This is a genomic window from Brevundimonas sp. SH203 (assembly GCF_002157625.1).
Classification (GTDB): domain Bacteria; phylum Pseudomonadota; class Alphaproteobacteria; order Caulobacterales; family Caulobacteraceae; genus Brevundimonas.
Genome location: NZ_BDMM01000005.1, coordinates 12,924 through 37,972, shown reverse-complemented (window position 1 = coordinate 37,972; position 25,049 = coordinate 12,924). Strand labels below are relative to the sequence as shown.

Below are 25,049 nucleotides of genomic sequence, written 5' to 3'. Positions count from 1 at the left end.
TGGACATTGGACGGTCGGATGGCTATCTTGATGGCCATGTCCAGCTATTCCGTCGCCGAGGCCAAGAACAACCTGCCCAAGCTGCTGGATCGCATGCTGGCGGGCGAGGCCGTGACCATCACCCGGCGCGGCGTGCCCGTGGCGCGACTGGAGCCGGCGCAGGCCGTCAAGCCGACATCCGGCCCGATCGACATGGAGTGGCTCAAGCGCGTGCGGATCAAGTCCGAGGCGGCGATGGATTCCGTCACCCTGATCCGCAAGATGCGGGACGAAGAGATTTGACCGTCTATCTGGACACCAGCGTCCTGATGTCTCTGTTCCAGACCGACAACCACACGGCGCGGGCGTCGGCCTGGATCGCGGGCGTCGACGACTTCGTCATGAGCAGCTGGACCGTGACGGAGTTTTCCTCCGCCCTGGGGGTGCGGACGCGGATGCGCAATCTGCTCGACAAGGAGCGCCGCGAGTTCGAACTGCAACTGGACCAATGGTTGAGCGGCAGGGTCGTCCTTTCGGTGATCGACAACGACATGCTGGAAGCGCGGCGGCTGGTCAGGCACGACGTGAGACTGCGCGCGCCCGATGGGCTGCACCTCGCCCTGGCCGTGCGACACGGTTGCAGCCTCGCCACGCTGGACGAGGACATGGCGGCGGTCGCACGCGACATCGGACTGACGGTGATCGTCCCATGATCGCCAAAGTCAAGATCTGCGGCCTGACCTCGCCGGAAACGCTGGACGCCGCGCTGGACGGCGGGGCGGACTTCGTGGGGGCGGTGGTGTTTGCAAAAAGCCCGCGTCACATCGCGCCCGAGGCGGCGGCGACGCTGTTCGAACGGGCGCGGGGGCGGGCCGGGATCGTCGCGGTGACGGTCGATCCCGACGATGCGCTGCTGGATCAGATCGCGCGGACGCTGAGGCCCGACTTCATCCAGCTGCATGGGTCGGAGACGGCCGGGCGGGCGGAAGCGGTGCGGGCGCTGACGGGGGCGGGGGTCATCAAGGCCCTGCCGATCCGGCGGGCGGGGGACTTCGCGGCGGCGGACGACTGGGACCGCCACGCCGACCATCTGATGTTCGACGCCAGGCCGCCTGAAGGGTCGGTCCTGCCGGGCGGTGTGGGGCATAGTTTCGACTGGACCCTGCTGGCCGACCGGGCGTTTCGGCGTCCCTGGTTCCTGGCGGGCGGTCTGAACCCGGACAATGTGGCCGAGGCGCTGCGGATCACGGGCGCGCCGATGGTGGACGTGTCCTCTGGCGTCGAAAGCGCGCCGGGTGTTAAGGACGCGGGCCGGATCGCGGCCTTCATCGAGGCCGTGCGCCGGTCGTAATTCCGACGCCTCCCCGCGTGAAAGTCGAACCGTGAACGCACAGACGCCTCTGCAAGCCGCCGATCCCGCCCCGCTGGCGAACGCCTACGCCTGGCCCGACGCGGCCGGTCGGTTCGGCCCCTATGGCGGCCGGTTCGTCGCCGAGACCCTGATGCCGCTGATCCACGAGCTGGACACGGCCTATAAGGCGGCCAAGGCGGACCCCAGTTTCCAGGCCGAGCTGGACGGCTTCCTGACCTACTATGTCGGTCGGGAAAGCCCGCTGTATTTCGCCGAGCGGCTGACCGAACATTTCGGCGGGGCCAACATCTGGCTGAAGCGCGAGGACCTGAACCATACGGGCGCGCACAAGATCAACAACTGCATGGGCCAGATCCTGCTGGCTCGTCGCATGGGCAAGACGCGCATCATCGCCGAGACGGGCGCGGGCCAGCACGGGGTGGCCTCGGCCACCGTGGCGGCGCGCTTTGGTTTGCCCTGCACCGTCTATATGGGGGCGGTGGACGTGGAGCGGCAGCAGCCCAACGTCTTCCGCATGCGCCTGCTGGGCACCGAGGTCTTCCCCGTCACGGCGGGCGCCGCGACCCTGAAGGACGCGATGAACGAGGCGATGCGCGACTGGGTCACGAACGTCGCGGACACCTATTACATCATCGGCACGGCGGCGGGGCCGCACCCCTATCCGGCCATGGTGCGCGATTTCCAGTCGGTGATCGGCAAGGAGATCAAGAGCCAGTCGCAGGCCCAGATGGGCAAGCTGCCCGAGGCCGTGGTGGCCTGCATCGGCGGCGGATCGAACGCCATCGGCGCCTTCCACCCCTTCATTGCGGACGAGGGCGTGCGGCTGATCGGGGTCGAGGCGGCGGGCCACGGCCTGGATACGCCCGACCATGCGGCGTCGCTGAAGGGCGGGCGGCCCGGCGTGCTGCACGGCAACCGGACCTATCTGCTGCAGGACGACGACGGCAATATCGTCGAGGGGCATTCGATCTCGGCGGGGCTGGATTATCCGGGCATCGGGCCGGAACACGCCTGGCTGCACGACATCGGCCGGGCCGAATATCGCTCGGCGACCGACAACGAGGCGCTGGAGGCGTTCCAGCTGTGTTCGAAGCTGGAAGGGATCATCCCCGCGCTGGAGCCGGCCCATGCCCTGGCCCGCACGGGCGAAGTGGCGCGCGAAGTCGGCAAGGGCGGCGATGTCGTCCTGCTGATGTCGGGACGCGGCGACAAGGACATCTTCCAGGTCGCCAGACATTTGGGAGTCGAACTGTGATCCGTACTCTGACGATCGCCGGCGCCGCGCTGGCCCTGTCCGCCGCCGGGGTTCAGGCCCAGGCCCCGGCCACGCCCCCGACGGCGCCGCAGGGCGGCCCGGCCGAGGTCGGCCTGCTGACCGGGGCGGAGCTGTCGCCCGATTGCGGCGGGCTGAACAATCTGGCGGGCCGGGCCTGGTGCGTGACCGCGCCGCTGGGCCAGATCGGCGCCCTGGCTGACGCCTATATCGCCGATCTGGCGTCCAAGAACTGGCTGGCGGCGGGCGGCGACGAGAACCGCGTCGTCCTGATCAAGCGCCGCGAGGCCGGCGGCTGCGACGGGATGCAGATGGTCGCCTTCTACGACACGACGAAAACCGCCGTCGCCGAACTGCCCGCCTATCTGGGCTTCGCCACCATTCCCGGCGACGTGTGCGCCGCGCGATCGGCCGCCCCGGCCGCTGCTGGAACGCCGCCGCAATGACCACCGCCCGTATCGATGCGCGCTTCAAGGCGCTGAAGGCCGAGGGCCGTGCGGCCTTCATTCCCTATGTGATGGGCGGCGATCCGTCGCGCGAGGAGGCGCTGGCGATCCTGAAGGGCCTGCCTGCGGCGGGCGCCGACATCATCGAACTGGGCTTTCCGTTCAGCGATCCGATGGCCGAGGGGCCGCCGATCCAGAAGGCGGCGATCCGGGGGCTGGCGGCCGGTTTCGGCCTGCGTTCGACGATGGATCTCGCGCGCGAATTCCGCAAAGGGGACGACGCCACGCCCATCGTGCTGATGGGCTATCTGAACCCGATCGAGAGCCTGGGCTATGACGCTTTCGCCGCCTATGCGGCCGACTGCGGCATCGACGGACTGATCGTGGTGGACTGCCCGCCGGAAGAGGCCGGGCCGCTGGTTCAGGCGCTGGACAAGGTTTCGATCTCTCTGATCCGACTGGCCACGCCGACGTCCGACGACGACCGGCTGGGGGTGTTGGCTGAGGGCGCGTCGGGCTTCGTCTATTACGTCGCCGTCGCGGGCGTGACGGGGGTGAAGGAGGCGGACGCCGATGTGGTGGCGCCGGCCGTTAAGCGGGTGCGGGCGGCCTCGGGCCTGCCGGTCGCGGTCGGCTTCGGCATCAAGACGCCCGAGCGCGCCGCCGCCATCGCCAGGGTCGCGGACGCCGTGGTCGTCGGCTCGGCCCTGGTGGAAGAGGTGGCCGCCGCCGTCGCCGCGAACGAACCGGCCGCGCCGCGCGTTCTGGCCCAGGTGAAGGCGCTGGGCGACGCGGTTCGATCCGTCGCTAGTGCTTCCGTGGCGGAAACCGTCTAAGAGCGCGCGGATGAACGACAAGACCAAGCCTCAGGAAAAGCGCGGCGGCTGGCTCAGCCGCTTTGCGCCCGGCGTGCGCAAGATCGTCTCGCGCCGCGACACCCCGGACAATCTGTGGGTCAAGGACCCCGACAGCGGCGAGATGCTGTATCGGTCGGACCTGGAGACCGCCCTGTGGGTCACGCCGTCGGGCCGCCATATGCGGATCGACGCGCCGACGCGGCTGAAGGCCACCTTCGACGGCGGCGTCTATGAAACCATCGACAGCCCCGACGTGCCGGAAGATCCGCTGAAGTTCTCGGACGGCAAGTCCTACAAGGACCGGCTGCACGCGGCGAGGAAGGCGGCGGGCCGCAAGGACACCATGGCCATCGGCGTCGGCCCCGTGGGCGGCCAGACGGCGGTGGTGATCGTCCAGGACTTCACCTTCATGGGCGGGTCTCTGGGCATGGCGGCGGGCGAAGCCTTCATCAAGGCCGCGCGCGAAGCCGTGGCCCGTCGGGTTCCGCTGGTCTGTTTCACCGCCGCCGGCGGCGCGCGGATGCAGGAAGGCGCCCTGTCGCTGATGCAGATGGCGCGCACCACCCTGGCCATCGAGGAGCTGAAACAGGCGAAACTGCCCTATGCCGTGGTCCTGACCGACCCGACGACGGGCGGGGTGACGGCCTCCTACGCCATGCTGGGCGACGTGCATCTGGCGGAACCGGGCGCTCTGATCGGCTTCGCCGGGCCGCGCGTGATCGAGGCCACCATCCGCGAGAAACTGCCGCCGGGCTTCCAGCGCGCCGAATATCTGCAGGAAAAGGGCATGGTGGACCGGGTCGTGACCCGCGCCGACCTGCCCCGCGTTCTGGGCCAGATCCTGTCCATGCTGATGGGCGGAAACCGCCAGGCGGCCTGACGCTTTCTCTCCCTCTCGTCATCCTAGGCCTTGTGCCTAGGATCCAGAAACACAGGCTTCAGAGATGGGGTCTCTCCTTTCGACACCGGGCGTATGGATCCTAGGCACAAGGCCTAGGATGACGGTGGGTGGAAGGGGCGAATTCGTGGGACGGTGAATGGACCCGATTTCCGAGCGCCTGCGGGCGCGGCATCCGCAACGGATCGACCTGTCGCTGGATCGGATGAGGGCGCTGTGCGCCGCGCTGGGCGATCCCCAGCATCGCCTGCCGCCGGTGGTCCATGTGGCCGGCACCAACGGCAAGGGGTCGACCGTGGCGATGATCCGCGCCATCGCCGAGGCGGCGGGCCTGCGGGTCCATGCCTACACCTCGCCCCATCTGGTGCGGTTCAACGAGCGGATCAGGCTGGCCGGAACGCTGATCGAGGATCGGGCGCTGAACGCCATCCTGGACCGGATCGAGGCGGCGATGGCCGAGACCGGCAGTGAGGCCACGGTGTTCGAAAGCACCACCGCCGCCGCCTTCCTGGCCATGTCCGAGACCCCCGCCGACCTGGCCATCATCGAGGTGGGGCTGGGCGGGGTGCTGGACGCGACCAATGTGATCGAGCGGCCGCTGCTGAGCGTGATCGCGCCGGTCGACTACGACCACGCCGAGTTCCTGGGGACCGATCTGGCGGGCATCGCGGCGGAAAAGGCCGGGGTGCTGAAGCCGGGTGCGCCGGGGGTGATCGCGCGCCAGCAGGAGGCCGCCATGGCCGCCATCGAACGGGCGGCGCAGGCGGTTCATGCGCCGCTGACGGTCATGGGGGTGGATTTCGACGCCTGGGCGGAACGCGGCGGGCTGGCGTTTCAGGATCAGGAAAGGTTCCTGGACCTGCCCGCGCCGGGGCTGGCGGGCGCGCACCAGATCGACAATGCGGGCGTGGCCGTCGCGGCGGCGCTGGAGTTGGACCTGCCGGAAGCGGCCATCGCCGAGGGGCTGAAGGCCGTGCGCTGGCCTGCGCGCCTGCAACGGATTTCGGCCGGTCCTTACGGCGAGGCGGCGCGGGCGGCCGAGGCCGAACTGTGGCTGGACGGGGGGCACAATCCCCATGCCGGACGGGCGCTGGCGGCGTTTCTGGCCGAGCGTCAGACGCGGGCGCCGCGTCCGCTGGCCCTGATCTGCGGCATGCTGGCCAACAAGGACGCGGGCGGTTTCTTCGCCGCTCTGAAGGACAGCCACGCCACCGTCTTCACCGTCGACTTCGACGGCGCGGCGGCGGACCCGGCGGCGCTGGCCGCCGTGGCGCGGGGTCACGGTCTGGCCGCGACGCCCGCCGGATCGGTCGACGAGGCGCTGAGGCTGGCGCTGCGGTTGGGCGCGGGCCGGGTGGCCATCTGCGGGTCGCTGTATCTGGCGGGGGAAGTGCTGGGCGCCAGCGAAGAGACCTGGCCGGTCTGAGCGTCGCCCGACGCTCTCCCTCCCCCTGTGGGGGAGGGTGGCCGAGCGCAGCGAGGTCGGGCGGGGGCGGCCGTGCGCCGCCCTGAACCGCCCTGAACATCTGCCCTTCGTTCACAAGGCGCGTCCCTGGCGGGCCGCCCCCACCCGGTCGCTGGCGCGACCACCCTCCCCGGGGCGGGGAGGGCGAGGGGTTGCGCGCTGACCTACCGCGTCATCCAGGGTTTGGACTTGCCGGCCGCGATGCGGGCGGCCTGTTCGCGCTGGAAGCGGCCGCCGCGCGGGGGCTTGGGGCGGGCGTCCAGCTTGGCGGTCTTCAGGCGCAGGGCCTTCTGCGCCGGGGTTTCGCCGGGGATGTCGTCGGCTTCCGCCGGGTCGGTGATGGGGGCTTCGTCGCTCATGGCGGCATCCTAACATGAAAACGCCCGCCGGTCGGGACCGGCGGGCGCGTGATCTTCAAAGACGGCGAAGGATCAGGCGTCGGTCTTGACGCCGGCCTCGGCCAGCCATTCGACGATCTTGCCCTTGGGCATGGCGCCGACCTTCATCGAGGTCATCTGGCCGTCCTTGAACAGCATCAGGGTCGGGATGCCCTTCACGCCCAGTTTGGAGGGGGTCATGGGGCTGTCGTCGATGTTGATCTTGGCCACCGTGACCTGACCGCCCAGTTCGTCGGCGATCTGCTCCAGCGCCGGGCCGATCTGTTTGCAGGGGCCGCACCATTCGGCCCAGAAATCGACCAGCACGGGGGTCGAGGCTTTCAGGACGTCGGCGTCAAAGCTTTCGTCGGTGACTTTTACAGTCGCCATGAATGGTCTCCCTTTGTGGCGCTAACACTCGGCCCGCGGGGCCGAGCGGCTTGAGCGCCGAATTGTGGCGCGCCGGACGGCTGTCCAGCGTTCAGTCGCAGATGTGGGAGCGAATCGCGGGCAATTCAACTCTTCCCTTCATCCGCCGTCACCCTCGGGCTTGACCCGAGGCCGGGCGTCGATCGGGCGGTGCGTGGCCCGTTCGCATGAGCGGCGGCGCGCCCGATCCTCGGGTCAAGCCCGAGGATGACGGGAGTTTAGGAAGCCAGAGCCGCCTCCAGCATCGCCTGCGGGATGGGCATCAGTTTCGGGCCGTCGGTCCAGACCAGGGCGGCCTCGACCGGGCGGCCGGGATAGAGGCGTTTCAGGACGGCGACATAGACCGCCGCCTGCAGCACATAGGCCGGATCGACGGCGTCGAGGGCGGCGGGGGCCGGGCGGTTGGTCTTGTAATCGACGACCAGAACCCGGTCGGGCGTGACCACCAGCCGGTCGATGCGGCCGTTGATGGCGACGCCGGGCGGCAGGTCGGGGGCGGACCCCGTCAGGGCGACCTCGGCGCGTGACCCCGCGCCGAAGACGGGGGCGAAACGGGCGTCGTCCAGCACCGAGAAGGCGGCGGCGATCATCTCGGCGCGCTGGGCCGCGTCCAGATCGGTCTCGCGCGACAACAGGCGCACGGCCGCGTCCGCCCGGTCGGCGGGGGCGATGTCGGGCAGCCGTTCCAGCAGCCGGTGGATCAGGTCGCCGCGCCGGAACCGGCCCAGCGCGGCGCCGCCGGACTCGCTGCGCGCCAGGGGCGAGGGGGCGGGGATGCGGACCTGGCCCTCCATCCGCGACGGCGAGGCGAAGCGGGCGGCGGCGTCGGCGGGCGGGGCGGAGGCGGCCCAGGCGGGCAGGGCGGCGGCCGATCCGGCCGGGGCGGCGACGACCGTGCGGCGCTCGGGATCGACGCCGAAGCGGCGCACGCCGTTCTCGACCTCGCGCACCCGCTCGCCCAGCCGGTCGAAGGTTTCTGAGAGGATCGACCACCAGCTGCCGGCCTCGGCGCCCCGGCTGGAGGCGCGGCCCATGACGATGACGCGGTCGCGCGCGCGGGTCAGGGCGACATAGAGCAGGCGCAGGGTCTCGTCGTCCGTGCGGGTCTGGCGGGCGGCGCGGGCGTCGGCCGAGGCGGGGCAGTCGTCGCGGGCCGAGCCGGGGGCCATCAGCCAGGCCTCGCGCTCGTCCTCGGGGGTGACGGCCGGCATCAGGGAGGGGCCCTGCGCCTTCGCCTTCATGGTGGTGTCGGGCAGGATGACGATGGGCGCTTCAAGCCCCTTGGCGCCGTGGACGGTCATGACGCGGACCTCGCCGCGCGCGCCTTCCAGCTCTCGCTTCACCTCGACGTCGGCGGCCTCCAGCTGGGCGAGGCAGGTCTCCAGATCGACGGCACCCCGGTTCTCGGCGGCCAGAACCTGATTCAGCGTCTCGTCTATGGCCTCTTCCGCCTCGCGGCCCAGCCGGGCCAGGATGCGGGCGCGCCCCGACAGCCCCGTGTCGTCCACGCGGTTCAGAACCTGGGAGAAGAAGGCGAAGGGATCGCCGCCGCGCGCGCCGAGGGCGGCCTGAAGCGCGTCGCGGGCGCGGCTCCATTCCGGGCGTTCCCCGGCCCGGTCGCGCAGATCGCGCCACAGCTGGCCGGGCTTGCGGTTCTCGCGCCCGGCCAAGGCATAGAGACCGTCCTCGTCCACGTCGCACAGGGGGCTGCGAAGCACCTCGGCCAGCGACAGGTCGTCGTCGGGGAAGAGGGCGAACCGGGCCAGGGCGATCAGGTCGTCGAAGACGATATGGCTGGACAGTTTCAGGCGGTCGGCCCCGGCGACGGGCAGCCCCTCCGTCTTCAGGGCGCGAATGATCTCCTCGAAGGTCGCGTCGCGGCGGCGGACCAGGACGATATAGTCGCCATAGCCGGCGGGGCGCAGGTCGCGCGTGCTTCGGTCGAAGACGGCGACGCCGCTTTCGACCTGGCGGCGGATTTCGCGGGCCAGGTCGCGGGCCAGGCGTTTTCTGGCGCTGCCGGCGCCTTCCTGATCGACCGGATCGTCCCAGGCGTCGGTCTCGGGCGCGAGCTCGTCCAGAAACAGGGGCCACAGGTCGACCGCGCCGTGCTGGCCCGTGCGCGCGGGGATGTGGCGGGCGATGTCGCCCTGGGGGCCGGTCAGGGCGCGGGTGCGGTCGGGATCGGCGAAGACGGCGTCGACGAAGGCCAGCACCTCTTCGGTCGAGCGGTAGGAGGTGTTCAGCTCCGGCCCGGCGAAGGGTTCGCCGGCGCCCTCGGCCAGGGCCAGGAAGGCGCCGCGTTCCTGACGCAGCCGCTCGGGCCGGGCGCCCTGGAAGGAGTAGATCGATTGTTTCTCGTCGCCGACGGCGAAGACGGTGCGGCCGGTCTTTTCGCCGGAGTAGAATTCGCCGGTCAGGGCGCGGACGATGGCCCATTGCTCGGGCGCGGTGTCCTGGGCTTCGTCGATCAGGACATGATCGACCCCGCCGTCCAGCTTGTACAGCACCCAGGCGGCGGCCCCGCTTCGGGTCAGAAGCGCGGCGGCGCGCGCGACCAGATCGGGGAAGTCCAAGGCTCCACGCTGGGCCTTGGCGGCCTCGTAGAAGGCGGCGTGGGCGCGGGCCAGGGTCAGGACCTTGACCGTGTCGTCGGCGACCCTGGCCTTTCGCAGGGCCTCGCGCGTGGCGAGGAATTTCGTCTGGAGATCGACCAGCCAGCCGACCGCCCCCTGCGGCGCCGATTTGGTGCCCATGCTCTTTCGCGGCTCGCCCGCCTGGGTGCAGAAGACGCCCGCCAGGGCCGCGAAACCGGCGTAGGGCGGGGCGGCGACGCTCATGGCGTCGGCGATCTTGCGGTCGTTGGCCGAGCCGGTCGCCATGGCCTCGGCCATGCGGTTCCACTCTCCGGGGTCGATGAAGGCGACGAAATCGTGTTCCAGATCCTCCGGGCTGCGGTCGCGCTCGGCGCCGGTCAAGGACCAGGGATCGGGCGCGGTTCCGGCCTCGGCCCGGTCGATATAGTCCAGCAGATCGGCGCGTCGGGCCTCGATCATCGACAGCAGGGCCTGGAACCTCTGCCAGTCCAGCTCGACCGCGAAATGGCTGTAGGCCAGGCCGATGGGGCCGTCCGGGTCGGCGACGGCGGCGCGGGCCAGATCCTCGCGCGCCGAATGGCTGAGGGCGGTCGCGGCCTGGTCCTCCAGCACGGTGAAGCGGGGCGAGACCCCGGCCTCCAGCGGGAACCGGCGCAGCAGCTTCTCGCAGAAGGCGTGGATGGTCTGGATCTTCAACCCGCCGGGCGTCTCCAGCGCGCGGGCGAACAGCTTGCGCGCACGCGACAGCGCCGCGTGGTCCATCGCCTGCGGGTCGCCGTCGTCCAGCCGGGCCAGTTCGCGCGACAGGGCGGCGTCGTCCAGCACGGCCCAGCCGCCCAGCTGGTCGAACAGCCGGGCCTGCATCTCGGCGGCGGCGGCCTTGGTGTAGGTGACGCACAGGATGGCGCCGGGGTCGACCTGATCCAGCAGCAGCCGCGCCACCCGGTTGACCAGGGTGGTGGTCTTGCCCGAGCCGGCGTTGGCGGTGACGAAGACGGTCAGGCGCGGATCGGCCGCGACGATCTGGGGAGAAGGGGCGGTCATTCGCTGTCGTCCCCGTCGCCGATCACCGACCATTCCCAGACGCGGGCCAGATGGTCGTAGTTGCCGCCCTGATTGCCCATGAACTGGGGCGCGGCCCAGGAGACATAGGGCGTGTTCTCGTCGTCGAAGCGGGCGACGCGGCGCTTCAGCCCGTCCAGCGCCGCCTGGGCCAGGTCGGCGGCCTCAGCGCCCGAGGCGCGGGTGACGACCTCGCCCGCCGTCTTGCGTCCCACCACGCGCACATAGGTCAGTTCGTCGGGCGTGACCGGGCCGTTGGTGCGCTCGAACCCGCCGTCGGCCAGGATGGCGGCGGTCAGGGTCAGTTGAGGGGCGAAGCCGGACTTGACCTGTTTGGCGCTGGGCGCCGCCCCGGTCTTGAAGTCCATCACCGCCGCGCCGTCGGACGCCAGCTCGATCCGGTCGGCGAAGGCCTTGACGGTGAAGGGGCCGGCGGGGGCGTCGAAGGTCATCGTCCCCTGCTGTTCGACCAGGATGTCGACGCCGCGCGCGCGACGCCGCCGCTCGAACTCGGTCAGCCAGCGGGCGCAGTTGCGGGCCAGCGGCGCCTCGCGCGCCATGGCCGCATCCTCGAACCCGCGCGCGCCCAGTTCGCGCAGCAGATGGTCGTGCAGGAGGGTTTCGCAGTCGTCGGGCAGGTCGTTCGGCCAGTCCAGCGTCAGCCGTTCGATGGCGGCGTGGACGGCGTTGCCGCGGGCCAGCGCTTCGGCCGAGGCGCCGGGCCGCTCCATCGCCTCCAGCCCCAGCACCCACAGGGCGTAGATGGCGTAGGGGTCGCGCACCCAGCGTTCGATACGGGTGACATAGAGGCTGCGCGGGCGGCGATGCACCGGCGGGCGCGGCTCTGGCCGTTTGGCGAAGCGCGGCGGGCCAGGCGGGGGCGCGTCGAGGGCGCGGGTCCAGTCCAGCACGGTCGTCGGGCGGGACAGGGCGACGGGCGTGTCCCTGGAATCGGCGCCGCGCGTCAGCATCTCCAGCCGCCACAGCCAGCGCGAGCGGACGGCGGGTTGGCCGCCCCGCCGCTCGCTGTGGACCAGGATCACCTCGTCGGCGCAGGCGGCCTGAACGAAATCCTGCGCCGTCTGGCCCAGGCGACGCTCGGGCGGCGGCAGGCCCAGCGCCTTTCGCATCGGGCGCGACAGGAAGGGATCGGTCGGGGCCGCCTGGGGCCAGACGCCTTCCTCCAGCCCAGCCAGGATCATCCGGTCGGCGCGGACAAGCCGCGCCTCGATGGCGCCCAGAATCCGCAGCGACGGATGGGTGGCCCCGCCGGTTCGCACCACCGTCTCCTTGACCAGGGCGGCGACCAGTTCGGCCAGCTCCGCGCGCCGGACCCGGCCCAGCGACGCCCCGCCCTCGATCAGGCCGGACAACAGGCCGGCGGCGGCCTCTCCGTCGGGACCGGCCCAGGCGTTCTGGCCCGCCAGGGTCTCGATCAGCCGCGTCAGGGCCGAGGCGGCGAGGTTCAGGTCGGCGTCGGGCGTGAAGGCGGCGGTCGCGGCCTGGACGGCGGCCTGCAGATGGTCGACCAGCCGCGTGGCGGCGGACAGCCGGGCCTGTTTCCACTCGGGCGGGGCCTTGCCGCGCCGGTCGGGCTGGACCGCCTCCAGCAGGCGACGATGCAGGGCGGAAAAGTCGCGCGGGCGGGGACCGCGCAGGGCGTGTTCCTCCAGCGCCGCGACGGCCGCCGCCTGAGACGCATCGCCGAGATCGAACCGGACCAGCGGATGTTTGATCACGGCCAGCAGCAGGTGCGGCTGGACCGGATCGGCGATCCAGCGGGCGCACAGATCGACCAGGGCGCCGGCGGGCAGGCGCGACAGGGGGCTGCCCGCCGACGAATCCGGGACGACGCCCCAGCGTTCCAGCCGGGCGGCGACGCGGCGACCCAGGGCCTGATCCGGCGTGACGAGGGCGCAGGTCCTGCCCGGCATCTCCAGCGTCTCGCGCATCATCAGGGCGATGGCGGCGGCGGCCTCTTCCTCGGCGCGGACGGTCAGCAGCGACAGGCCCTGAAGACCCTCGGCGATGGGGTCGCGGGTCTCGCCGCGCGCGACAGCCGCCGAACGGATGTCGCGGATGGCGCCGCGCCAGTCGTCGGTGGCCTCGGCCGGGCGCAGGGCCTCGTTGACCACCCGCTGGCGGGCCAGGCCGCGCGCCTCGACGGCGGCGGACGTTGCGGGGCGGAACCAGGGGCGGACGCTGTCGCGCGCGATCTCGCAATGGTCCAGCAGACGTTTCATCGCGCTCTGCGGATGCTGTTCGTCCAGCCGGTTCCAGACGTCCGCGTCCAGATCGAGATCGAGGCCGGGCAGGACGACGCAGCCCAGGGGCGCACTGGCCACGGCCTTCAGCACCTTGCCGGCGGCGGGGACGGTGCCGGTCGAACCGGCGGCGATGACGGCCTGCGTCGGCGGCGTATGGTCCCACAGTTCGGCGAGGCGGTTCAGCAGGGTCGCGCGACGCCAGGCCGGATCGACCAGACCCAGTTCGGCGAGGCGCTCGGGCCAGGCCTCGACCGCCAGACCCAGGAATTTCGCCGACCGCTCCCAGTGTTCGGCCATCTCGCCGTCGACCAGCGCAGCGATCCGTTCGGGGTTCTCGATCTCTTCCAGCTGGCAGGAATCGAGGAAGCCGCCAAGGGCGTCGGCCATGTCCAGCGCGCGCAGCGGGGACAGGGTGGAATCGAACCGTTCGACGATCATCCGCGCCATCTCGAACCGGCGCGTCAGGGCGGGGATGGCGGGCGGCAGGTCCAGACCGAGCGCGCCGGGGGTGAAGGGCGGCTCGTCCTCCTCCAGATCGCCCAGAGGCCGCACCTGCGGCAGCAGCACGGGACGGTCGCCCGACAGTTTCGACAGGGCGCCGGTGAAGGCGCGGGCGGCCCGGCGATTGGGCAGCAGGATCGTCGCGTCCGACAGGGTCTCGGGCGGCAGGTCGCCCAGCCACGCCAGCACCCCCGCCGCCAGGTCTTCGAGGAAGGGCCGGTGCGCGGGGATGGCGTACCAGCGCGGGCTGGACGCCGTGAAGGGATCGAACAGGCTCACGTCTCTCCCGCCAGTTTCGCCTCGGCGTCATCCCGCGCCTGCGGGTCGCCGACGTGCATCCAGTCGCCGTCCAGCACGCAGCCGAACAGACGGCCCTCGGCGGCGGATTTGCGCCACAGGGGGCTGAGGGAGAAGGCGCCGTCGGGGCCGGCGTCGGCATAGCCGGGGCGGGTGATGTGGACGCCCATATAGGCGAAGGGGGCGGATGGGGCCTCGCCCCGGAAGGTCAGGCGGCCATCCTCGGCAAGGAAGAAATCGCCGTCGCCCTCGAAGCCGATGGAGCCCTCGCGGCGGGCCAGCAGCAGGGCGGCGTCCATCGTCTCGGGGTTCCACAGGCGGACCAGATCCGTGAGCGCATCGCCCCGGTCGATCCAGACGCTGTCGATATTGGCGACGAAGACCGGGGCGTCGCCCAGCAGGGCATGGGCCTTCTTCAGACCGCCGCCGGTCTCCAGCAGTTCGGCCCGTTCGTCGGAGATGAGGATTTCGGGGCCGCGACCGCGCGCCGCCAGATGCGCCTCCAGCCGGTCGGCGAACCAGTGGACGTTGACCACGGCCCGTTCGACCCCGGCCTGGGCCAGACGGTCCAGCACATGGTCGATCAGGGCGCGGCCGCCCACCTCGACCAGGGCCTTTGGCCGGTCGTCGGTCAGGGGCCGCATCCGGGTGCCGAGGCCGGCGGCCAGCACCATCGCCGTTCTGGGCGCGGTCTTTGGAACAGCGGTCATGCGCGGACCTCGGCTGGAACATGCCGGTCGAACCAGCGGGCGACGGGCGCCAGCGACGGCTGGTCCAGATTGGCGTTCAGATGCCGCCACATCCGGGGCAGGAACTGGCGGTAGCGCGGCTTGCCGTCGCGGGCGATCAGCCGGGCGAAGATGCCGATGATCCGCGCCTGGTTCAGCGCCGCCAGCCCCGCGTAATCGGCCATGAAGCCCGCGCGGTCCACGCCGGGACGCAGGGCGAAATAGCGGTCCAGCGCCTCGGCCTCCAGCGCGGGCGAGACGTCGCGCCGGGCGTCCTGAAGCAGGGAGTGCAAATCCCAGGACGGGTGGGCGCGCACCGCATCCTGGAAGTCGATCATGCCGACGCGCGCGGCGCCGTCGCGCTGGGGCAGCCAGATCAGGTTCTCGGCGTGATAGTCGCGATGGGCCATGACCGAGGCGCCGCCCGCGCCCGAGGCGACCACGGGCGTCCAGGCCGCGCGCCAGTCGGCTATGGCGGCGGCGTCGAAGGTCACGCGGTCGTCCAGCTTCGGCAGCCAGTCGACGAACAGATCGGCCCCGCCCTGAAGCGCCGTCTCGTCATAGGTCAGCAGGGGCCAGTCGCCGCCGGGGCCGTGCAGGGTCGCGGGCGGATCGCCCGCTGCGTGCAGGACGGCCAGGGCCTCGATGGCGGCCAGATACAGCGGCGTCTCGTCCGCGCCGTCCGCGATCACGCGGGCGAACAGGGCGTCGCCGAAATCCTCCAGCACGGCCAGACCGTTCGGCGCGTCCAGCGCCGGGATGTCGGGGGCGGACAGGCCCAGGCGTTTCAGATGGGCGGCGACGGCGGCGAAGGCCTCGATCCGCCCGGCGGACAGGCGGGCGACGGCGTTCCATCCGGCGGCCCGGCGCTGGTCTGGCGTCCACGACGGATCGCACGGCGGGCTTTCGGCGGCGGGCGCCTGGTCCATCAGCATCAGGGTCGGGCCGGTCGCGGGCGTCAGCCGCTCGTAGCGCCGCGTGGAAGCGTCGCCGGGCAGGGGCGCGCGGGCGGCCTCGGCCAGGCCGGCGGCCTTCAGGAAGTCGAGACGGAGGGTTTCGCGGTCAGACATTCAGTTCCTTCAGCCTTGCTTCCCACGCCCCTACGCCGGAAACGGTCGCAAGGCGGCCCTCGCCCTGTTGGGAGATTTCGATGATCAGCCGGTCGGGCCCCAGGAACGAGCCGGGATCGTCGCCCAGCCGTTCGGGCCATTCGATGACGGCGCAGCCCTCGTCCAGCGCCTCGTCGAGACCGATCTCGAAGGCTTCTTCGGGCCGGGTCAGGCGATAGAGGTCGAAATGGGCGACGGGAGGGGCGCTGTCGTAGAACTGGACCAGGGTGAAGGTCGGACTGGGCACATCCTCGTCCGGCCTGGTCAGGGCGCGGATCAGGCCGCGCGCCAGGGTCGACTTGCCCATGCCCAGGGGGCCGTACAGCAGGACGCTGTCGCCCGCCGCCAGCAGGGGGGCGATGACCTGGCCCAGACGGGTGGTGGCCTCGGCGTCGGACAGGGCGATCTTCATGGGAACACCGCCCTCACGGAAACACAGAATTGGGATTGGCGGCCAGGGTGCGTTCGGTGAAGACCTTTAGCGCCTCGGTGGCCTTGGCGGCGTCCACGTCCAGCCGGTCGGCGGGGATGGGCAGGCCGACGTCGACGCCGAACGGCTTGCCCGCCTTGTTCAGCAGTTCGTGGAACAGGGTCACGTCGCGCAGCTCCTGCGAGACCTTGTCGAACAGGTGGAACAGCCGGCTGTAGGGGCCGGTGACGTGCATCGGAACGACCGGCGCCTCGTATTTGCGCGCCAGCGAGGCGGCGGTCGGCGCCCATTCGGGATCGGTCAGGACGCCGTTCGTCTCGCGCGCCAGACGCCCGGCCGGGAACATGACGACGCAGCGTTCGGCCTCGAACGCCGTCCGGGCCGCGTTCAGGGTGGCGCGCGTCTTCTCGCGGGTGCGTTTGTCGTGGACCCATTCGACCGGGATGATCGTCTCGTCCAGCCGGGGCGAGACGCGCAGGGCGTCGGCGTTGGCGAAGAAGATCATGTCGCCGCGCCGCCGCCTGATCGCATCGAAGACGGCGACCCCGTCGGCGATGCCGGTCGGGTGGTTGCACACTACGACGCAGCGGCCGGTCGCGGGCAGGCGATCGAGGTTCGTCGCCGTCACCTTCAGCCCCAGCAGGTCCGACACATGGTCGAACGTCCCGGCCCCCGACAGCGGCTGGATGGCGTCGGCCATCCGCACCGCCGCCCCATAGCCCAGCACGGCATAGAGCGCCGGACGCACCAGCGGCCACAGCAGCGAGGCGGTCAGGCGCGGCGCACGCTCGGCGATCAGCACATCGACGATGTGCGGTCGGCGTCGGGCGGGGCGGGCGGCTGAATCCATGGAAGACCGCTTGTCGCCGGTTCGGTCCCAAGGGGCAAGCCGGATGCGTCGCGCCCGGCGATGCGACGCCCCGAGGGCGCTATGGGGGGGCGAGGTCTGTCACCATAACCGGGCGACGCCGAAACGGTCGAAAAGCCGCTCGTTGGATACCAGCGTCAGTGCGTTGAGCAGGCCCTGGGCGATCAGCAGCCGGTCGAAGGGATCGCGATGGGCGTCGTCCATGCGCCCGGCCTGCGACGCCTCGCGGGCGGTGATAGGAAGGACGGCGAACCCTTCGATCTCGACCTCGGCCTCGAACCGTTCGGCCAGCGGCGCGGCCTGAGGCAGACGCCCCATGCCGTGCTTGAGCGCGATTTCATATGCCGAAACCGCGCTGACGAAGACGGTGTTGCCGCCGTCCCTTATCGCCGCTTCTGCGGTGGCGCTGAGACCGGATTCGCCGGACATCCACCAGATCAGGGCGTGGGTGTCGAGCAACAGCCTCATTCGCCGCGACCCTCCCACAGGCGCAGTTCATCCTCGGGCAGAGGGTCGAAGAAGCGATCATCCATGGCGACGAGTCCTTTGAGCCGCCCCGGCTTGCGATCCGGCCTCGCGGCGGGTTCAAAAGGCACGATCCGCACGGCCGGCTTGTCGCCGCGGGCGATGACGACCTCTTCTCCGCGTTCGGCGGCGGCGATCAGCTTGGACAGGTGAGTCTTGGCGTGGTGGACGGTGACGGTGGTCATGTCGCGCTCCCTGGACCAAGCAGTTTAGCTAAGCCCGGCGCTCGCGGCAACTTTCGTCGGGCGGACGGCGGTGCTACGCCTGCCGCAGCAAGATTTCCGAGGAAGACCCATGCGTCACCGTTCCCTTCTGTCCGCCGCCTGCGCGAGCATCGCCCTGTCGGGCGCCCTGATGGCCGCCGGGCCGGCGCTGGCGCAGGTTCCGCCTGCGCCGCAGCCGGCGGTTCCGGCGACGTCGGACGCCTTCACCTATCAGGATATGATCTCGGCCAACCGGCTGGGCGATCCGCAGGTGTCGCCGGACGGGCGTTACGTCGTCTATTCGGTGACGACGACGGACGTGGCGGCGAACAGCCGTTCGGGCAGTCTGTGGATGCTGGACCTGAACACGCCGGACGCCGCGCCGCGTCGTCTGGCCATCTCGGACCAGGGCGCCAACACCGCGCGCTGGGGCGGGGACGGCAATCTGTATTTCCTGTCGGGCAAGTCGGGGACCAGCCAGGTCTGGCGCGTCGCCTCGCCCACGGCGACGCCGGTGCAGGTGACGAACCTGCCGCTGGAGGTGAACGCCTATCGCATCAGCCCGACGGGCGACAAGGTGGCGACCTCCCTGGCCGTCTATCCGAACGCGGCCGACCTGAACGCCTCGGTCGAGATCGGCAAGGCGATGGCGGATCGGAAGTCGACCGGACAGGTCTATGACCGGATGTTCGTGCGCCACTGGGACACCTGGAACGACCACACCCAGAACCATCTGTTCGTCCAGTCCATCGGCCGCGACGGCAAGGCGACCGGAACGCCGGCCTGGATCACCAAGGGCTTCGACGGCGACACGCCGTCCAAGCCGTTCGGCGACGAGAGCGAGTTCGTCTTCACCCCGGCGGGCGACGCCGTAGTCTTTTCCGCGCGACTGGCGGGCCAGACCGAGCCGTGGAGCACCAACTTCGACCTGTGGAAGACCAACGGCCTGTCGGGCGACGGCACCTTCACCAACCTGACGGCGGACAACAAGGCGTGGGACGCCGGTCCGGTGTTCTCGCCGGACGGCCGCACCCTGGCCTATCGCGCCATGGCCCGTCCGGGCTTCGAGGCCGACCGCTATCAGATCGTGCTGATGGACGTGGCGACGGGCCAGAAGCGCGAGATCGCCTCGAACTGGGATCGGTCGGCCGATACGCTGCAATGGTCGCGCGACGGGCACACCCTGTACACCATCGCCGGCGACGTGGGCGCGACCAAGCTGTTCGCGGTGGATACGCGCAACGGCGTGGTCACGCCGGTCACGGGGGCGGGCCACGTTTCGGCCTTCCAGCAGACGCCCTCGGGCTTCGTCTTCGCCCATGACAGCCTGCGCGAGCCGGGCGACCTGTATTTCAAGACCTATCTGGGTCGCGAAATGCCCCGTCGCCTGACGCAGTCGAACCCCGCCTTCGCCGCCAAACAGTTCGGCGAGTACGAGCAGTTCAGCTTCCCCGGCTGGAACAACGAGACGGTCCACGGCTATGTCATCAAGCCGGTCGGATACGTCGAGGGGCGCAAATATCCGGTCGCCTTCCTGATCCACGGCGGGCCGCAGGGATCGTTCAGCGACGGCTGGTCCTATCGCTGGAACCCCGAGACCTACGCCGGCGCGGGCTATGCGGTGGTGATGATCGATTTCCACGGCTCGACCGGCTACGGTCAGGCCTTCACCGATGCGATCAGCCAGCACTGGGGCGACCGCCCGCTGGAAGACCTGCAGAAGGGCTGGGCGGCGGCGCAGGCCAAATACAGCTTCCTGGACGGCGATAACGCCTGCGCGCTGGGCGCCTCCTACGGCGGCTATATGATCAACTGGATCGCCGGCAACTGGTCCAACGAGTTCAAATGCCTGGTCAACCACGACGGCGTGTTCGACACCTTCGCCATGGGCTACTCCAGCGAGGAGCTGTGGTTCACCGAATGGGAATACGGCGGCGCGCCGTGGCGTAACCCGGAAGGCTATCAGAAGTTCAACCCGGCCAATCACGTCGACAATTGGAAGACGCCGATGCTGGTGGTTCAGGGCGATCGCGACTTCCGCATCCCGACCGCCCAGGGGCTGTCGACCTTCACCGCCCTGCAGGGCCGCAACATCGACAGCCGCCTGATCGTCTTCCCCAACGAGAACCACTGGGTGCTGAAGCCGGCCAACAGCCTGCAATGGCACAACGAGGTGTTCGGCTGGCTGAACAAATATCTGACGCCGGCGCGCTGATCCGGCCTTCGGATCGGGCGAGAGGAGACGGGCGCGGTCGGCCGACCGCGCCCCTCTTTTTTTCGACTCGACGCGAACGGCCCGGAACGGCGGCGCCAAACCGGCGGTGGCGCGTTTGCTCCCTTAGGCTGGAGGCGGGCGCTTGGCGAAACCCCTGAATTGGCGAGGCTTTGGATCGCGATTTCACAGCCGCGCGCTGGTCCCCGCCGCCGCGCGGGCGCGTGCGTGGCGCGACTGGGTGTGCGACAACGATCCGGTCTATGCGGCGGCCCGCCATCCGGGCGTCGCGGAGAAGACGGCGCTGGGGGTGGTTCTGGTCCTGACGCTGGCGGCGGCGCTGTTCCTGGCCCTGTTCGACTGGAACATGCTGCGCGGGCCGATCGGGCGCTGGGCCTCGGCCAGGTACGACCGGCAGATCGCCCTGACCGGCGACCTGGACGTCAATCTGTTCAGCTGGACCCCATCCGCCGTCGTGCGGGGGCTGAAGATCGGCGGCCCGGACTGGGCGCGGGCGCAGGACACGGCCGATGTGGACGAAATCTACGCCTCGGTGCGGCTGAGGAAACTGCTGGCGGGCCAGGTCGAGATGCCGCTGCTGCGCTTCACCCGGCCCAAGGTGGTGCTGATCGCCGACCGGGACGGCCGCAAGAGCTGGGAGCTGAACCCGAACAGGCCCGACACGGGCGAGGGGCTGAAACTGCCGGTCATCCAGCAGCTGGTCATCACCGACGGTCAGTTGTCCTTCGACGAGCAGAGGCGGGAGATGACGCTGCAGGCCGCCGTCAACGCCCATGAGGCGGCGAACGGCGCGGCCGGCTTCCTGCTGGAGGGGCGCGGCGCGGTCCACGGATCGCCCCTGACGCTGAAGATCGAGGGCGGCCCCTTCGTCAACATCCGCCGCAACCGGCCCTATGGGTTCGAGGCCGAGGTCAGCGGGGCGGGATCGTCCCTGACGGCCAGGGGCGCGATCACCCGGCCGTTCGATCTGGGCCGGTTCGACGCGACCCTGACGATGCAGGGGCGCGATCTGTCGGACCTGTATCTGCTGACCGGCCTGACCCTGCCCAACACCCCGCCTTATCGACTATCGGGGGCGTTGAACCGCAACGAACGGGTCTGGACGTTCAAGGACTTCGACGGCCGGGTCGGAGCGTCGGACCTGTCGGGCGAGGTGCGGGTGGACGCCGCCCGGCGTCTAAGGGTGGATGCGGACCTGCGCTCGCGCCGGCTGGACATCGACGATCTGGCCGCCGTCCTGGGCGCGCGGACCCGCACCGATGCGGCGGGCCGGAACACCGAGGCGCCGGTGGTGGTGGGCGGCAAGCTGTTGCCTGACGCCAAGCTGCAGACCGAACGGCTGCGCGCCATGGACGGGTCGCTGACCTATCGCGCGGCGGCGGTGAAGGCCAATGCGTTCGACGTGCGCGCGGTCGATCTGGGCGCCGATCTGAAGGCCGGGGTGCTGAAGCTGGACCCCGTCAGCTTCGACTTCAATCGCGGTACGCTGAACGGAACGGCGCGCATCGATGCGACCCGGGACACGCCCTACAACACGGTGGACATGCGGTTGTCCGGCTATCCGCTGGAATCGATCATCCGGGCGCGCAACGGCTCGGTTCCGCTGAGCGGACGGGCGCTGGGCCGGGCCAGGCTGGAGGGGCCGGGCGCGTCGCTGCACGACTTCGCCGCCGCGTCCAAGGGGTCGATGAGCCTGGTGGTCCCCAACGGACGGATGCGGGCGGCCTTCGCCGAACTGCTGGGCATCAACGCCAGCGCGGGCCTGCTGAAGCTGCTGAGCGGGGACCAGTCCGAGAGCCAGATCCGCTGCGCCGTCGCCGATTTCAACGTCAGCGGGGGCAGGGCGACGGCCCGGACCTTCGTGATCGACACCGACGTCGTCCTGGCCCAGGGCAAGGGGTCGATCGACCTGGGCGCCGAGACGCTGAACCTGCGGATCGAGGGCGAATCCAAGAAGCCGCGCCTGTTGCGCCTGTGGGCGCCGATCACCGTCTCCGGGCCCCTGACCGCGCCCAGGGTCGGGGTCGACGTCGGCGGCGTCGTGGGGCAGGGCGGGCTGGCCGGTCTGTTGGGCGCGGTGGTGGCGCCGGTGACGGCCCTGTTCGCCTTCGTCGATCCGGGTCTGGCCGACGACGCCGATTGCGGCCGCCTGATCGCCGGCGCGCGGTAGGCGATGGCGGACGACCGAATCGGCGCTTCGGGCGTATTGAAGCCTATGGACGATCACGCATGACCCGCCGCGGCCTGTTCGCCCCCGCCCTGGGGGCCGTCGCCGCGGCCTGTTCGCCGCTGAACCTGTTGAACGCCCTGGGGCCGCGCGATCCCGGCGTGCGGCGCGTCGCGCGCGACATCGCCTATGGCGACGATCCGCGCCAGCGGATGGACCTCTACGCCCCCACGGCGCCGGGGCCGTATCCGACGCTGGTGTTTTTCTACGGCGGCGGCTGGGATTCCGGCTCGCGCGACCAGTACGGCTGGGCCGCCCAGGCCTTGGCGGCGAGGGGGTTCGTCGTGGCCGTGCCGGACTACCGGATCGTGCCCGAGGTCGCGTTTCCGGCCTTCATCGAGGATGCGGCGGCCGCGACGGCCAAAGCGGCCGAGGTCGTGGGCCGGTACGGCGGCGATCCCGCCCGGCTGGGGGTTCTGGGCCATTCGGCGGGCGCGCATCTGGCCATGATGATCGCCCTGGACCGACGCTATATGGCCGCCGTCGACCGGCCCAACCTGATAAGGGCGGCGGCGGGCCTGGCCGGACCCTACGACTTCCTGCCGTTGGACGTGGCGGCGTCCCGCAACGCCTTCGGCCGCGCGCCGGACCCCACATTGACCCAGCCCGTGACCTTCGTGCGCCCCGACGCCCCGCCGATCTGGCTGGGCCACGGCACGGCCGACACGGTGGTCCACGACGAGGACACGATCATCCTTGATCAGCGGATGCGGGCCGTGGGCGGACGCTCGGAAGCCAAACTCTATCCTGGCCTGAACCACGCCGACCTGATCGCGACCTTCTCGCCCCTGTTCAGGAAGAAGGCGACCGTGCTGGCGGATGTGACGGGGTTCTTTCATCGCGAACTGGGTTGAGTGCGCTGAAACGATCAGTGAATGCAGGGGGAAACATTCAAGGTTGTAATTCGGCCTATTCAGCCGCGAAATGACGGTGGAAGATGACCTTCCATTGGAGGAATGAGATGAGGATCGCTTCGACTATCCGCCTCGCCGCAACTACGGCCATCATCGCCGGGTCGCTCTTCGCCGCCGTCGCTTCGGCGCGGCCTCCGGGCATCATGTATATGCATCGATTCTACAGCGATGCGTCCCACACCACCCAAGTCGGGTTCTATGTAGATCGTTGCCGTAACGGCGATGTCGTCGCCTCGCCTGTCAACGGCACGACTTCACCCTATTCGACCCAGGAAGCCGTCGGCAGTTGCCCGGGCGGCTACTGGTGACTTAGGCGACAAGATCCTCGCGGGCGCCAAGCGCGGCCATGCCGCTCCGGCGCCCGCGAAACGCGCATCGCCCAACGGCGTGGTGAGCGTCTTGGATCGCTCCAGAGCGACGGCTTTCCTTCGAGGTGGCGCCCTTCGGTCGTTGAGAACTATCTTCAGTTGCAAAATCGGCAACTCTGTGTCGCAATCCTAACGGGAGACTGGCTCCCTTGGAGAGGCACATGAAATCGTCGCACGTGAAGAAAATCGGCTTAGGCCTGTTCGTCGCCGTGGCTGCGTTTGCAGGCGCAGCTTCTGCAGTCCCTCGTCACCACGAATATGTGATCTACTATTCCGACGACACGCACACGACTGCGGTCGGGTCTTACACCTCGACTTGCTCTGGGCGGTTCTATCAACAAGGCGTGGTGACGCCCTACGCCGAAGTAATCATCGACCAAGAGTGCAGGATCACATCTCCTGAACCTTGGGGCTCGTTCCCTTACTAGGACTAGACCGATTGAAGTGGGTTGGCCGCTCCGGGAGATCGGGGCGGCCCTTCGTCGTTCAGGTGTTTCGGCATAGAAGCTTTCGATTCAGGTGTCGGTCGGAATGGTGATCTGGCTTGGCTTGCGGTCGTCGGCGGGGGCGGCGGATTACATGGCGTCGAGTTGGGCGTGGAGGTCGGCGGGCGTCATGTGCTGTCCTCCGTCGCGCCACCGACCGGATCGGCGGCGTAGCGCGATAAGAACGCTAGGCGAACAAGCTGTGCCGCCAAGGTGACTCGGTGTTCGCGTTTCGTGTCGGAAGTCGTCGAATGTTCGCGGATGCGAACCGGACGGATCAAGGCCGGAAGCCTGAAAATCCGTGGTGCGGGCGGCCGGGGTCGAACCGGCACTCCTTTCGGAACTGGATTTTGAGTCCAGCGCGTCTACCAATTCCACCACGCCCGCAGCGGAAGGACCGCCTCATGCCACAGACGGGCGAGGCGGGTCTAGTGCCCGTGACCTATCCCTGGACGTTGAAGGTCATTCGTGTGGTGAATGTCGCGCCCGGCTGGATCGGGCCGCCGTCGATCTGGCGGACCCGGCCCGTGCGAACCGCCCGAAGCGCATAGCGTCCGAAGCCGGAACGGGCGGGCTGCTCGTCCAGCAGCACGCAGTTCTGCGGCCGGCCTCCCGCATCCACATCGCATCGAATGAGGGCGTCCGCGCTGGTGACGGACGGCATGGGCGACGGCACGCCCATTTGCGGCGGCCGATCCCAGGTGACGACCGAGATGTTGGGGTCGTAGGTCGCGTCCGAGGCGCTTTGCAGCGGGACGCCGCAATCGGTCATCACCGCCGCCAGCGGCGCCGAATCGGCCGGCAGCTGCAGTTCGTATCGGCGGGCCGGCGCAGAGCCTTCGCCGGGCGCCCGGATAATCAGGCGCGGCGTGTTCAGGAGGCTGCGGGCGTACACCGCCGGTGCGGTCGCCGGTCGGCGACACGGCCCAGTCGCCCGAACGCAGGGTGTCGTCGGACAGGTTCACCTCAAGCTTCCGATAGCGGGCGTCGGCCGGGGGCGCCGGCAAGCCGCCCACCGCCAGCACGAAGCCGTGGTTCTGGCAGACCGCCGATACGGTCAGGCCGACATCGTACTGGATGTAGGCCACGCTGAGATCGTCCCGCCTGGCCGTCGACCAGGCCAGATCGGGCGTCGCGCC

24 protein-coding genes and 1 tRNA gene are annotated in these 25,049 nt (G+C 70.1%); 13 read left to right on the top strand and 12 right to left on the bottom strand.

Going from position 1 to position 25,049, the window contains the following annotated elements; genetic code table 11:
* Positions 1-18: 18 nt before the first annotated feature.
* The 8 genes from SH203_RS11305 to SH203_RS11270 all read left to right on the top strand — a co-directional run bounded on the left by SH203_RS11305 (position 19) and on the right by SH203_RS11270 (position 6,251).
* Positions 19-282 (top strand): type II toxin-antitoxin system Phd/YefM family antitoxin, encoded by a 264-nt coding sequence (locus tag SH203_RS11305; RefSeq protein ID WP_200808918.1) that lies wholly within the window; start codon positions 19-21, stop codon positions 280-282.
* Complete coding sequence (locus SH203_RS11300) at positions 279-692, top strand: type II toxin-antitoxin system VapC family toxin (protein WP_087121048.1); 414 nt, start codon at positions 279-281, stop codon at positions 690-692. Before SH203_RS11305 ends, SH203_RS11300 begins: the two co-directional genes overlap by 4 nt.
* Positions 689-1,330 carry a phosphoribosylanthranilate isomerase gene (locus SH203_RS11295; RefSeq protein WP_087121047.1) on the top strand — a complete coding sequence of 214 codons (642 nt, stop codon included), beginning with the start codon at positions 689-691 and terminating at the stop codon, positions 1,328-1,330. The genes SH203_RS11300 and SH203_RS11295 overlap by 4 nt, the downstream gene beginning before the upstream one ends.
* A 73-nt stretch (positions 1,331-1,403) precedes the next feature.
* Positions 1,404-2,606, top strand: coding sequence for a tryptophan synthase subunit beta (gene trpB, locus SH203_RS11290; protein ID WP_200808931.1), 1,203 nt, complete (start codon positions 1,404-1,406; stop codon positions 2,604-2,606).
* Positions 2,603-3,070 carry a hypothetical protein gene (locus SH203_RS11285; protein ID WP_087121046.1) on the top strand — a complete coding sequence of 156 codons (468 nt, stop codon included), beginning with the start codon at positions 2,603-2,605 and terminating at the stop codon, positions 3,068-3,070. Before trpB ends, SH203_RS11285 begins: the two co-directional genes overlap by 4 nt.
* Positions 3,067-3,906: a tryptophan synthase subunit alpha gene (trpA, locus tag SH203_RS11280; protein ID WP_087121313.1), complete on the top strand. Its 840-nt coding sequence runs from the start codon at positions 3,067-3,069 to the stop codon at positions 3,904-3,906. Before SH203_RS11285 ends, trpA begins: the two co-directional genes overlap by 4 nt.
* 10 nt (positions 3,907-3,916) lie before the next feature.
* Complete coding sequence (gene accD / locus SH203_RS11275) at positions 3,917-4,807, top strand: acetyl-CoA carboxylase, carboxyltransferase subunit beta (RefSeq protein WP_087121045.1); 891 nt, start codon at positions 3,917-3,919, stop codon at positions 4,805-4,807.
* A gap of 157 nt (positions 4,808-4,964) precedes the next feature.
* Complete coding sequence (locus SH203_RS11270) at positions 4,965-6,251, top strand: folylpolyglutamate synthase/dihydrofolate synthase family protein (RefSeq protein ID WP_087121044.1); 1,287 nt, start codon at positions 4,965-4,967, stop codon at positions 6,249-6,251.
* Between the two features lie 203 nt (positions 6,252-6,454).
* Here SH203_RS11270 and SH203_RS11265 read toward each other — a convergent pair whose 3' ends face one another.
* The 10 genes from SH203_RS11265 to SH203_RS11220 all read right to left on the bottom strand — a co-directional run bounded on the left by SH203_RS11265 (position 6,455) and on the right by SH203_RS11220 (position 17,665).
* Positions 6,455-6,649: a hypothetical protein gene (locus SH203_RS11265; protein ID WP_087121043.1), complete on the bottom strand. Its 195-nt coding sequence runs from the start codon at positions 6,647-6,649 to the stop codon at positions 6,455-6,457.
* A 72-nt stretch (positions 6,650-6,721) separates the two neighbouring features.
* The gene (gene trxA / locus SH203_RS11260; protein WP_087121042.1) at positions 6,722-7,057 is read right to left on the bottom strand and encodes a thioredoxin; all 336 of its coding nucleotides are present in this window, start codon (positions 7,055-7,057) and stop codon (positions 6,722-6,724) included.
* 257 nt (positions 7,058-7,314) lie between these two features.
* Entirely contained in the window at positions 7,315-10,737 is a 3,423-nt protein-coding gene (gene addA, locus SH203_RS11255) for a double-strand break repair helicase AddA (RefSeq protein WP_087121041.1), read from the bottom strand.
* On the bottom strand, positions 10,734-13,802 hold the full coding sequence (gene addB, locus SH203_RS11250; RefSeq protein WP_087121040.1) for a double-strand break repair protein AddB: 3,069 nt from the start codon (positions 13,800-13,802) through the stop codon (positions 10,734-10,736). The genes addA and addB overlap by 4 nt, the downstream gene beginning before the upstream one ends.
* Positions 13,799-14,494 carry an N-acetylmuramate alpha-1-phosphate uridylyltransferase MurU gene (gene murU / locus SH203_RS11245; RefSeq protein ID WP_087121039.1) on the bottom strand — a complete coding sequence of 232 codons (696 nt, stop codon included), beginning with the start codon at positions 14,492-14,494 and terminating at the stop codon, positions 13,799-13,801. Before murU ends, addB begins: the two co-directional genes overlap by 4 nt.
* A gap of 32 nt (positions 14,495-14,526) precedes the next feature.
* Positions 14,527-15,618 (bottom strand): N-acetylmuramate/N-acetylglucosamine kinase AmgK, encoded by a 1,092-nt coding sequence (amgK, locus tag SH203_RS11240; protein WP_087121038.1) that lies wholly within the window; start codon positions 15,616-15,618, stop codon positions 14,527-14,529.
* A complete protein-coding gene (gene tsaE, locus SH203_RS11235) occupies positions 15,611-16,069 on the bottom strand; it encodes a tRNA (adenosine(37)-N6)-threonylcarbamoyltransferase complex ATPase subunit type 1 TsaE (protein ID WP_087121037.1) in 459 nt (152 codons plus the stop codon). Before tsaE ends, amgK begins: the two co-directional genes overlap by 8 nt.
* A gap of 13 nt (positions 16,070-16,082) precedes the next feature.
* Positions 16,083-16,937 (bottom strand): 1-acyl-sn-glycerol-3-phosphate acyltransferase, encoded by an 855-nt coding sequence (locus tag SH203_RS11230; protein WP_087121036.1) that lies wholly within the window; start codon positions 16,935-16,937, stop codon positions 16,083-16,085.
* A gap of 99 nt (positions 16,938-17,036) precedes the next feature.
* A complete protein-coding gene (locus SH203_RS11225; protein ID WP_087121035.1) occupies positions 17,037-17,423 on the bottom strand; it encodes a type II toxin-antitoxin system VapC family toxin in 387 nt (128 codons plus the stop codon).
* Positions 17,420-17,665: a type II toxin-antitoxin system Phd/YefM family antitoxin gene (locus SH203_RS11220; RefSeq protein WP_087121034.1), complete on the bottom strand. Its 246-nt coding sequence runs from the start codon at positions 17,663-17,665 to the stop codon at positions 17,420-17,422. The genes SH203_RS11225 and SH203_RS11220 overlap by 4 nt, the downstream gene beginning before the upstream one ends.
* Positions 17,666-17,774: 109 nt before the next feature.
* On the opposite strand from SH203_RS11220, the gene SH203_RS11215 reads away from it, so the two are divergent.
* The 5 genes from SH203_RS11215 (at position 17,775) to SH203_RS15975 (ending at position 23,853) form a co-directional block, all read left to right on the top strand.
* Positions 17,775-19,898 (top strand): S9 family peptidase, encoded by a 2,124-nt coding sequence (locus SH203_RS11215; RefSeq protein ID WP_087121033.1) that lies wholly within the window; start codon positions 17,775-17,777, stop codon positions 19,896-19,898.
* Positions 19,899-20,040: 142 nt separating this feature from the next.
* A complete protein-coding gene (locus SH203_RS11210; RefSeq protein ID WP_087121032.1) occupies positions 20,041-22,086 on the top strand; it encodes an AsmA family protein in 2,046 nt (681 codons plus the stop codon).
* Positions 22,087-22,145: 59 nt separating this feature from the next.
* The gene (locus SH203_RS11205) at positions 22,146-22,997 is read left to right on the top strand and encodes an alpha/beta hydrolase (RefSeq protein ID WP_087121031.1); all 852 of its coding nucleotides are present in this window, start codon (positions 22,146-22,148) and stop codon (positions 22,995-22,997) included.
* 107 nt (positions 22,998-23,104) lie between these two features.
* Entirely contained in the window at positions 23,105-23,365 is a 261-nt protein-coding gene (locus SH203_RS11200) for a hypothetical protein (RefSeq protein WP_087121312.1), read from the top strand.
* Between the two features lie 221 nt (positions 23,366-23,586).
* Positions 23,587-23,853, top strand: a complete 267-nt coding sequence (locus tag SH203_RS15975) for a DUF6289 family protein (protein ID WP_143275726.1) — start codon at positions 23,587-23,589, stop codon at positions 23,851-23,853.
* A 359-nt stretch (positions 23,854-24,212) separates the two neighbouring features.
* Here the strand turns inward: SH203_RS15975 and SH203_RS11195 are convergent.
* Together SH203_RS11195 and SH203_RS11190 are read right to left on the bottom strand one after the other, a co-directional pair.
* A tRNA-Leu gene (locus SH203_RS11195) sits at positions 24,213-24,297 on the bottom strand.
* A gap of 55 nt (positions 24,298-24,352) precedes the next feature.
* Complete coding sequence (locus SH203_RS11190; protein WP_087121030.1) at positions 24,353-24,805, bottom strand: hypothetical protein; 453 nt, start codon at positions 24,803-24,805, stop codon at positions 24,353-24,355.
* Between the last annotated feature and the right edge of the window lie 244 nt (positions 24,806-25,049).

Excerpts from the sequence above, each read along its gene's own strand:
- SH203_RS11305 (WP_200808918.1), top strand. The coding sequence starts at position 19 with ATGGCTATCTTGATGGCCATGTCCAGCTATTCCGTCGCCGAGGCCAAG.
- SH203_RS11295 (WP_087121047.1), top strand. The coding sequence starts at position 689 with ATGATCGCCAAAGTCAAGATCTGCGGCCTGACCTCGCCGGAAACGCTG.
- trpA (WP_087121313.1), top strand. The coding sequence starts at position 3,067 with ATGACCACCGCCCGTATCGATGCGCGCTTCAAGGCGCTGAAGGCCGAG.
- accD (WP_087121045.1), top strand. The coding sequence starts at position 3,917 with ATGAACGACAAGACCAAGCCTCAGGAAAAGCGCGGCGGCTGGCTCAGC.
- SH203_RS11270 (WP_087121044.1), top strand. The coding sequence starts at position 4,965 with ATGGACCCGATTTCCGAGCGCCTGCGGGCGCGGCATCCGCAACGGATC.
- SH203_RS11265 (WP_087121043.1), bottom strand. The coding sequence starts at position 6,649 with ATGAGCGACGAAGCCCCCATCACCGACCCGGCGGAAGCCGACGACATC.
- trxA (WP_087121042.1), bottom strand. The coding sequence starts at position 7,057 with ATGGCGACTGTAAAAGTCACCGACGAAAGCTTTGACGCCGACGTCCTG.
- addA (WP_087121041.1), bottom strand. The coding sequence starts at position 10,737 with ATGACCGCCCCTTCTCCCCAGATCGTCGCGGCCGATCCGCGCCTGACC.
- murU (WP_087121039.1), bottom strand. The coding sequence starts at position 14,494 with ATGGTGCTGGCCGCCGGCCTCGGCACCCGGATGCGGCCCCTGACCGAC.
- amgK (WP_087121038.1), bottom strand. The coding sequence starts at position 15,618 with ATGTCTGACCGCGAAACCCTCCGTCTCGACTTCCTGAAGGCCGCCGGC.
- tsaE (WP_087121037.1), bottom strand. The coding sequence starts at position 16,069 with ATGAAGATCGCCCTGTCCGACGCCGAGGCCACCACCCGTCTGGGCCAG.
- SH203_RS11230 (WP_087121036.1), bottom strand. The coding sequence starts at position 16,937 with ATGGATTCAGCCGCCCGCCCCGCCCGACGCCGACCGCACATCGTCGAT.
- SH203_RS11225 (WP_087121035.1), bottom strand. The coding sequence starts at position 17,423 with ATGAGGCTGTTGCTCGACACCCACGCCCTGATCTGGTGGATGTCCGGC.
- SH203_RS11220 (WP_087121034.1), bottom strand. The coding sequence starts at position 17,665 with ATGACCACCGTCACCGTCCACCACGCCAAGACTCACCTGTCCAAGCTG.
- SH203_RS11215 (WP_087121033.1), top strand. The coding sequence starts at position 17,775 with ATGCGTCACCGTTCCCTTCTGTCCGCCGCCTGCGCGAGCATCGCCCTG.
- SH203_RS11205 (WP_087121031.1), top strand. The coding sequence starts at position 22,146 with ATGACCCGCCGCGGCCTGTTCGCCCCCGCCCTGGGGGCCGTCGCCGCG.
- SH203_RS11200 (WP_087121312.1), top strand. The coding sequence starts at position 23,105 with ATGAGGATCGCTTCGACTATCCGCCTCGCCGCAACTACGGCCATCATC.
- SH203_RS15975 (WP_143275726.1), top strand. The coding sequence starts at position 23,587 with ATGAAATCGTCGCACGTGAAGAAAATCGGCTTAGGCCTGTTCGTCGCC.